General features: G+C 51.2%; 12 protein-coding genes. 2 read left to right on the top strand and 10 right to left on the bottom strand.

What is annotated here, in order from left to right; translation table 11 throughout:
• Positions 1 to 27: 27 nt before the first annotated feature.
• The 8 genes from AC1DUA_RS13285 to AC1DUA_RS13250 form a co-directional block, all read right to left on the bottom strand.
• A complete protein-coding gene (locus AC1DUA_RS13285) occupies positions 28 to 567 on the bottom strand; it encodes a hypothetical protein (protein ID WP_477500211.1) in 540 nt (179 codons plus the stop codon).
• Between the two features lie 9 nt (positions 568 to 576).
• Complete coding sequence (locus tag AC1DUA_RS13280; protein ID WP_477500210.1) at positions 577 to 795, bottom strand: hypothetical protein; 219 nt, start codon at positions 793 to 795, stop codon at positions 577 to 579.
• A gap of 165 nt (positions 796 to 960) precedes the next feature.
• On the bottom strand, positions 961 to 1,404 hold the full coding sequence (locus AC1DUA_RS13275; protein WP_477500209.1) for an Hsp20/alpha crystallin family protein: 444 nt from the start codon (positions 1,402 to 1,404) through the stop codon (positions 961 to 963).
• Between the two features lie 103 nt (positions 1,405 to 1,507).
• Positions 1,508 to 1,798 carry a small, acid-soluble spore protein, alpha/beta type gene (locus AC1DUA_RS13270; RefSeq protein ID WP_477500208.1) on the bottom strand — a complete coding sequence of 97 codons (291 nt, stop codon included), beginning with the start codon at positions 1,796 to 1,798 and terminating at the stop codon, positions 1,508 to 1,510.
• Positions 1,799 to 1,818: 20 nt separating this feature from the next.
• On the bottom strand, positions 1,819 to 2,271 hold the full coding sequence (locus tag AC1DUA_RS13265) for a GtrA family protein (RefSeq protein WP_477500207.1): 453 nt from the start codon (positions 2,269 to 2,271) through the stop codon (positions 1,819 to 1,821).
• Position 2,272: 1 nt separating this feature from the next.
• Positions 2,273 to 3,292, bottom strand: coding sequence for a glycosyltransferase family 2 protein (locus AC1DUA_RS13260; RefSeq protein WP_477500212.1), 1,020 nt, complete (start codon positions 3,290 to 3,292; stop codon positions 2,273 to 2,275).
• Positions 3,293 to 3,418: 126 nt separating this feature from the next.
• Positions 3,419 to 3,520 (bottom strand): YjcZ family sporulation protein, encoded by a 102-nt coding sequence (locus AC1DUA_RS13255; protein WP_157317989.1) that lies wholly within the window; start codon positions 3,518 to 3,520, stop codon positions 3,419 to 3,421.
• A 117-nt stretch (positions 3,521 to 3,637) separates the two neighbouring features.
• On the bottom strand, positions 3,638 to 4,243 hold the full coding sequence (locus tag AC1DUA_RS13250) for a DUF2087 domain-containing protein (RefSeq protein WP_477500206.1): 606 nt from the start codon (positions 4,241 to 4,243) through the stop codon (positions 3,638 to 3,640).
• A gap of 185 nt (positions 4,244 to 4,428) precedes the next feature.
• On the opposite strand from AC1DUA_RS13250, the gene AC1DUA_RS13245 reads away from it, so the two are divergent.
• Positions 4,429 to 5,067 carry a futalosine hydrolase gene (locus AC1DUA_RS13245; protein ID WP_477500205.1) on the top strand — a complete coding sequence of 213 codons (639 nt, stop codon included), beginning with the start codon at positions 4,429 to 4,431 and terminating at the stop codon, positions 5,065 to 5,067.
• A gap of 2 nt (positions 5,068 to 5,069) precedes the next feature.
• Entirely contained in the window at positions 5,070 to 5,909 is an 840-nt protein-coding gene (locus AC1DUA_RS13240; protein WP_477500204.1) for a 1,4-dihydroxy-6-naphthoate synthase, read from the top strand.
• 681 nt (positions 5,910 to 6,590) lie between these two features.
• On the opposite strand, the gene AC1DUA_RS13235 is transcribed toward AC1DUA_RS13240, so the two are convergent.
• Both AC1DUA_RS13235 and AC1DUA_RS13230 read right to left on the bottom strand, forming a co-directional pair.
• Positions 6,591 to 7,547 carry a D-2-hydroxyacid dehydrogenase gene (locus tag AC1DUA_RS13235; protein WP_477500203.1) on the bottom strand — a complete coding sequence of 319 codons (957 nt, stop codon included), beginning with the start codon at positions 7,545 to 7,547 and terminating at the stop codon, positions 6,591 to 6,593.
• 21 nt (positions 7,548 to 7,568) lie between these two features.
• The coding region (locus AC1DUA_RS13230) for an RluA family pseudouridine synthase (protein ID WP_477500202.1) at positions 7,569 to 8,188 on the bottom strand (620 nt) is incomplete at its 5' end.

Below are 8,188 nucleotides of genomic sequence, written 5' to 3'. Positions count from 1 at the left end.
ACATGAAGGAGGACAAGGGGAAACACCTCATTTCGTTTTGGATTGCGGCGTGTACTTGTAACCGGTGGAGGTTCGCTCTGTCGCTGCCGCCGCGCCGTCGCTGCCTGACTCTGCTGAAGCGGGTGATTCTCCCTTGGAGGCTTTAGGAGGGGCTGGTCGGGATGCGGCTGCAGCCGGTTCTTTTGACACTTGAGCACGCTGAAAAGCCTCATCGAGGGGGCCTTTTTTCTCATTCGGCTTAGCCCCGAAGTTGTTCCCCAAATTTAAGGAGCCGCTCAGTTCTTTGATATCCAAGTGATCTAAACGAAAGGTTAGATTTTCTAGGACAGGCTGATGAATATGCAAGGTATCTATATGAATCTGCGGATGTTTGGCGGTCAGGTTTGATAACTCTTCTTCTAATTTCTTCAGGCGCTTTTCTAATTGCTGAACGGTTAGGGAAGAGGCAGAGGCGGGCTCAGGTCTAATAGGAGCGGTCGCCCCGGCTGGCGATTGCGATGTCGATGGTGCCGCAGTTCTGGCTCCTTGCGGTTGGGGAGGCGGCGATTTTTTCTTTTGAAACCACATGGTTATTTCTCAGCTCTTTCGGATAAATGGTTTAAAATCAAAGAGGTCCGCGTCGTTAACGACATGCTTACCGCCGATCACTACATTGCCCTCGCCATTCACTTCTCCGAGTCCCTGGTTGGTCTTCACGGAATGCCGCCTGCCGACGATCCGATTAGTTCCCTTGTTCACACTGGATGATGCCGCTAGGCTGTCGATATGAATTGATTGAAATTGGATGCGTACCACAATAATCCCCTCCATATCCGCTTTCCGAATGTTCTCTTTTTAATTATATGGGGACAAACGAAGATTCATTTCTCTTTTCCAAAAATCCCAAAACAAATAACGCCCAACCTTGATCCTATGGCGGGCAGGTGACGGCGTCTCCGGCAAGCTTAGGGTGGCTGAACGTTATGTGAACTGAATAGGAATAACTTTTTCCCCATCGGGTGGTGCCAAAGGAATGCGGATGATAAGCAGACCGTTATGATACTGCGCCCGCATTTGCTCGGTCAAAGCTCTTCCGGGTAAGCGAATGATACGCTCAAAGGCACCGAAGAATCGCTCGGACAGTCGCATTTGCTCATCGAGCACTTGATAAGGCCGAACTAGATGTCCTCGGATTAACAGCGATTGATCGCGGAAAGATAGTTGAATCTGCTCKGGTGCGGACAACCCGGGAACCTCCGCGACAACAACGAGCTCTTGCTGTGTTTCATACATATCGATTCTTGGCCCGGTTAACGGGATGATACTGGCAATGTCCTGCCAGAATTCAGGGCCCAGCACATCACCGGCTTGCGCCGTGAGCCCTTTCCAATCGGGCTTTGGCGGACGGTTGCCTGGAGGATTCATCGACCATCATCACCTGACTTTTGCATAAAAAATAGCGCTGCAAGCAGCTTGCTATTAGTTTATGTACAGCCGCGGCGGATTATGGCATCTCTTGGGAAGTGGATCATTGCGGGGGCCGCTGCTCCGCCAATTTTTGCTGTGCCATGCGCACGAGTTCCTTCACCATCGCTCCACCGATCGGACCGCCGATCCTGCCTGCATCTTCGGAGCTCAATTGGCCGTTGTAACCTTGCTGCAGGGGAACACCCAGCGTTCGGGCGACCTCGTATTTGACCAAATCAGGACGCTCTGGATTCACATTATAACCTTGATTTCGCATAACTTGTGCTTTAAGAATTCCTAATCCGTGTTCGGACCCGGGCACGATGGCCCGGTTGCTTCTTCTACGTGCCATTAGGCATCACCTCTTGGTGATTAGGATACCCCACTGCTGGTGGGACCATTAGCCCGAAATGTAAAATACTTATGTCCCAAATAATTACCAATGGTGTACAAGCCATTTCCTATCAAAATGGCAGCATTATGCAGCCATTTTGCCTGCAAGCTTGGCCACAGTGCACCTGCGGCTTCAGAGAGCAGCAGACCGCAGCTATAAGACAAGCCATAACAGCCTAAAATAACAATCGCAAACTTCCACCAGCTGCTGCCCACACTGGCATTCGAGCGGAACGTAAATGTACGATTTAGCGTGTAGCTGACGATAGCACCTAGTGTATTTCCCGCGAATGTCGAGAGCCAATAGTTCAGATGCAGCACATTGAAGAAAGCGAAGCTGGCGGATAGACCAACCAAAGTATTAAAAACACCAACAAGTAAAAATCGTAAGAAGCTTCCTGAGAACAATGCTAATAATCGTTGTTGTATCATGTTAGCGCCGGTTCGAAGCAGTAGGGATAGATGGAGGGTTTACCTGTAACTCATCCTGTTCTTGAGCGCTCCCTTTTAAAACCTTCTCAATGACAAAAAGCGGTCTCTGCTTCACTTCTTTATATATTTTTCCTATGTATTCGCCAATTAGACCAAGCGCCAGCAACTGCACGCCTCCAATGAACCATACCGACAAGACCAGTGAAGTCCAGCCAGTCACATTCGCTCCCAGCAATTTGCCGATAATGGCATATAACCCAGCAACGACACTGAGAAGGAATAGGACGAAACCCATTAATGTGACGAAACGGATTGGTGTTACGCTGAAAGACGTGATGCCGTCGAAAGCGAAGGCAAGCATTTTGCGCAGCGGATACTTGGATTCTCCGGCGAAACGTTCTTTACGGTCGTAATACACCTGAGTAGATGGGAAACCAAGCAGCGGCACCATGCCACGCAGGAATAAATTAACCTCTTGGAATTTCTCCAAATTATCGAGGGCACGCTTGCTCATTAAACGGAAATCCGCATGATTGTAATGTATTTTCACCCCAAGGGAAGTCATTAATTTATAAAAGCCTTGAGCAGTTGCCCGTTTGAAAAAGGTATCTGCCGATCGATCCTGCCGGATACCGTATACGATATCGTTGCCCTCGCGGTATTTGAGAACGAATTCTCGGATAACATCCGTGTCATCCTGTAGATCCGCATCGATGGATACGACACAATCGGAATAAGATTTGGCGTGCATGAGACCGGAAAGCAAGGCGCTTTGATGCCCCGCATTGCGGGCTAGTTTAAGCCCGGTAACAAAGGAGTTTGAGGCGTGAAAGCGCTCGATAAGCGACCACGTTGCGTCCTTGCTGCCATCATCAACCAAGAGCATAGTGCTCGTGCCTGCGATTAGATGATCTGTGATGAGGGCGTCGATTACGCCGCTAAGCCGGAATACCGTTTCCGGAAGGACTTCTTCTTCGTTATAACAAGGGACCACAATGGTTAAAATCGGAGTAGCCACAATTCCTCGTCTCCATCCTGAGTAGGTAATATATGCAAAGATTGTTACAGGCTTTCATTATAACGTAAAAGCTCACAAAAAAGTAAGCGGCCAAGACGAAATCATCGTCCCAGCCGCTTTTCAAAGTCATTACCAACCAAATCCGAAGGTACTTAGAACGATAACCAAGAGGATGAATAAAACGAGGACTACAGCAGCTCCATTATAGGTTGTTCCGCATCCGCAACTCATATCTATCCCTCCCTTCACAAAATTACTATATGTCATTCATCTAGATGGTGTATGGATGAATGTCCATATTCCTAATTTTTATTTGGGGAAGTGTCCACTTGACACGATTAAGATAAATCAAGATAAGGTTTCCCATTTGGCCCACATTTCGGGCGGATTCATCTCATAAATTTCGTTTTCCCGGAACATGAACTGATGCATAATAAACTCCCGGCGAAGCGTTGCAAAATCGGGATGATACTGCTTAATCCACTCGTTAAGCTCTTTCTCTGTATACGTGCGTCCCTTTTCGAGCTGGTCGATGAGGTGCCCTAATACGATCAGCTTCTTTTTAAGTTGAGAAGGGATGTGCTTAAGTTTACCGTCCTGCGTGAAAAAATTGCGAATGATGGACTGCTTCAAGTTCTGGCGCGCGTCTTCTGACTGCATGGTTGCTGATTCTCCTTTCTGATTTTTGAAAATGAGGTCAGCTGTCGCGTTGGCGTTGCTGCGAATAAAGTATTCGTTCAAAGCGAAGTAAATCGTATTCTTATCTCTGCGTTCATGAATGAGGCTGGCTTCACGAAGTTTGGTCGCATGATGAGTGATTGTGGCGGGTGTAACGCCTAATTTCTCAGCAAGCACTTGACCGTTCAGTTCGCCATCTCTCAGCAAAATGAGCATGCGAATACGCGTTGCGTCAGAGAGCGCTTTGTGGTAAGTGATAATTTTATCTAACTGCATGGCAGGGYTCCTCCAACTTAAATCCAATTTATCGAATATCTAATTAGATGATAATTAAATTAGATATCGAAGTCAAGACGGCTGTAGTGGAAGTGTTCAAAAGTTTCTTATTTGGTCCTAGTCATGTAAAATAATCTATAAAGTATTCATCATGGTTTTTGATTAAAAAGGGGATTGGCCTAATAATGCGTGTACTTATTATGACGGCAGTAGCGCCTGAAAGAGATGCTGTGCAGCGGGGGCTTGGCCATGACAGCAGGTTTGAATTCGCTTTGGCGGGCGTAGGCCTTGCAGCAGCAGCCGTTAATGGCGCAATGGTGCTTGCCGCAGCACAATATGATTTGGTTGTTATATTCGGTATTGCCGGCGGATTTCCCGGACAAGCGGAGATCGGCTCGCTTGTGGTTGCGAGCGAAATCATCGCCGCGGATCTTGGCGTGGAGCTGCTGGACGGCTTCAGCTCCCTCGACGAGCTCGGCTTCGGCACAACGCGTATCAGCGTTGCAGCTGACACAGCCGAGCGATTAACGGCGGCGCTCACAGCCGCTGGCCTTAGCGCGCGCACTGCGCCAGTGCTCACGGTAGCGACTGCTACCGGGACGGCGGCTACTGCAGCCCAGCTAGCGGCGCGCGTGCCCGGAGCTGCGGCCGAAGCCATGGAAGGCTTCGGCATTGCCACGGCCGCCGCCTTGCGCGGCGTGCCTGTGATTGAAATCCGCGCGATTTCCAACGCGGTTGGTCCACGTGACCGCGATGCCTGGCGCATCGGAGATGCTTTACAAGCTTTAGAAGCAGCAAGTTCAGTCTTAGCGGAGGTGCTTTAATTATGAAAATTGCGTATTCACCTTGTCCCAATGATACTTTTGTTTTCCATGCTTGGGCGCACGGCTTAATCCCCGGCGCTCCGGAGCTGGATGTCCTATATGCCGACATCGACATTACGAACAAGCTGGCTGCCGAAGGCACAGGCCCTGATGTGCTCAAAATCTCTTACGCAGCACTCCCATGGGTGCTGAAAGAGTACGCCCTGCTGCCCTGCGGCGGCGCCTTGGGCAGAGGCTGCGGCCCGCTCGTGCTGACGCAGTCCGGCGCAGCAGATCCTGACCCGGCACAGCTTAGCGGCCGCCGGGTCGCCGTGCCAAGCGAGCGCTCGACCGCGTACTTGCTGTTCCGCCTCTGGGCGGAACAGAACGTTCCGGGCGGCGTCGGTGAAATCGTGGTCATGCCGTTCCACGAGATCATGCCTGCAGTTCGAGACGGCCAGATTGACGCCGGCCTCGTGATTCATGAAGCGCGTTTTACTTACCCGTCGTACGGGTTAGCGCTTCTCAAAGATTTGGGCAGTTGGTGGGAAGAAGATACCAACCTGCCGATCCCGCTCGGCGCCATTGTAGCGCGGCGCTCGATGGATCTTGAGGCGCTTGCGGGCTGGGCCCGCGCCTCTGTGGAATACGCGTGGGCGCATCCGGAAGTTTCGCGCGACTACGTCATGCAGCACGCGCAGGAGATGGACCCGCAGGTCGCTCAGGCGCACATCGACCTGTATGTGAACGAGTTCACCGCTAATCTTGGCGATGACGGATATGGCGCTGTTCTGACCTTGCTTCAGCGCGCAGCAGAGGCGGGCATTGTGCCGCAGATGGATTATGCGGCACTGCTGAAGTAGGCTCTGCACTGGCTCGCCTGTGCTCTGCTGTGCTCTGCCGTGCTCTGCTGTGCTCTGCCGTGCTCTGCCGTTCTCTGCCGTTCTCTGCCGTGCTCTGCCGTGCTTTGCCGTGCTCTGCCGTGCTCTGCCGTGCTCTGCCGTGCTTTGCCGTGCTCTGCCGTGCTCTGCCGTGCTCTGCCGTGCTCTGCTGTGCTCTGCCGTGCTCTGCCGTACTCTGCCGTGCTCTGCCGTGCTCTGCCGTGCTCTGCCGTGCTCTGCCGTGCTCTGCCGTGCTCTGCCGTGCTCTGCCGTGCCTGCCTTGCTCTGCTGTGCCTGCCTTGCTCTGCTGTGCCTGCCTTGCTCTGCTTTGCCTACCGTGCCCAAGCTCTGCCCTGCACCACCCGCCAAACCCAATAGGGGAACTACAGTCCCCTATTTTGAGTTAAAGCCACCATTCCCGGCAGTAAACGGAACTGGAGTCCGCTATTCTCCCGATTGTCGGAGAGAATCAACCGAGGAACGGAAATAACGCCCTGTAGTTCCACCATGTCAGCTATTTCCCACTATTTACGCCAAATAGCGTCCTGTAGTTCACTTCGGGGCACACAGGCAGCACCATCACCAAAAAGAGGATCGAAATCCCAACACTGTTGGAATCTCGATCCTCTTTTTGTACTATTCCTTCAACTCTTCGAGCTCTAATCACCCAATCAAATTCTGCGACCGCCCCTCAAGGAAGGCACCCACATTACTAACAGCTGTCGTCATCAACCTAGCACGAGCTTCTTTGGTTGCCCAAGCAATATGCGGGGTAATGAGCACATTTCGCGCGTGCAGCAAGGGATTATCCGATGTTGGCGGCTCTACAGTCAATACGTCGAGCCCGGCGCCAGCCAGACGCCCTTGGTTCAGGGCCTGCGCAACATCGGCTTCATTCAGAAGACCGCCTCTAGCCGTATTTATGAGAATAGCCGTAGATTTCATTAATGCAATTCGGTCTGCACGAATAAGCTCTTTGGTCTCCGGAGTCAACGGACAGTGGAGAGAGATGACGTCTGACTGCTGCAGAAGCTCATCCAGCGGCACCCATGTAAGACCATCGACTGGCTCAGGAGTACGTCTACCACTGCCAGTAGCAATTACATTCATACCCATGGCCTTGGCGATGAGCGCTGTTTGTTTGCCGATTTGGCCTAAGCCGATGAGCCCTAGCGTTTTGCCGCTAAGCTCCATGAGAGGAGATACCGTGTAGCAGAAGTCGACTGAGCTCGACCAGTCTCCTTTTACAACGCTGTCACTATGCTTCTGTACTCGGTGGCAGAACTCCAGCAATAGAGCAAAAACCAACTGAGCAACGGATTGCGTGCTGTAAGCGGGAACATTGGTCACAAGAATGTTGTGCTCCTTAGCCGCTTGTATGTCAATGATGTTATAGCCCGTCGCAAGGACGCCGATGTAGCGAAGCTTAGGAAGCTGCCGCAATGTAGCTGCCGAAAGCGGCGTCTTGTTCGTTAACACGATGTCAGCATCAGCCGCGCGATCGACGATCTGTGATTCAGCGGTGCGCTCGTAGACACTTACCTGTCCAAGCGCATGTAAACCATCCCAGTCCAAATCGCCAGGATTTAACGTATAACCGTCAAGCACAACAATTCGCATTTATTAAAAGCTCCTATTTGCTTATTTTTTTGCGGGCAATTCACGGAAAGGATTCATGAACAACTTCGGAATGTTCGTCTCAAAACGCAGCAGCTCACCTGTTGTCGGATGCAGGAAGGCAAGCACACGCGCATGAAGTCCGAGACGGCCAATTTCCTTCGTTTTTGAACCATATTTTTTATCGCCGACAACAGGGTGACCGATGTCCTGCATGTGGACGCGGATTTGATTTTTACGCCCTGTTTCCAGATTAACTTCAAGCAGGGAGAAGCTCCGGTTTGCCTGTAGCGTTTTGTAATGTGTTACCGCATGCTGTCCGTCATTCGGATAGGGGGTTGAGTACATTTTAAGTGATTTGGCATGTTCCTTCAGCCAGGAAGAAATGGTGCCCTCTGATTTTTTGACCAATCCTTCCACCAGAGCTACGTATGTACGCTCTTTCACGCTATCCTGCCAGGTGTTTTGCAGGTGCTGCTGAGCCTTTTCGTTTTTGGCGAACATCATGACACCAGACGTATCCCGATCGAGTCTGTGCACAACGAAAATCCGGGCTTTCGGATCAAGGTTTCTCACATGTGCCGTCAGCTGGCGGTAGGCAGTAATTTGATTTTCCTCTGGATTGGTCGCGATCGATAGAAGCC

This window comes from Paenibacillus sp. 01T422, assembly GCF_056398785.1.
The sequence above is the reverse complement of the archived record's forward strand: the minus strand, read 5'-3'. Positions and strand labels throughout refer to the sequence as shown.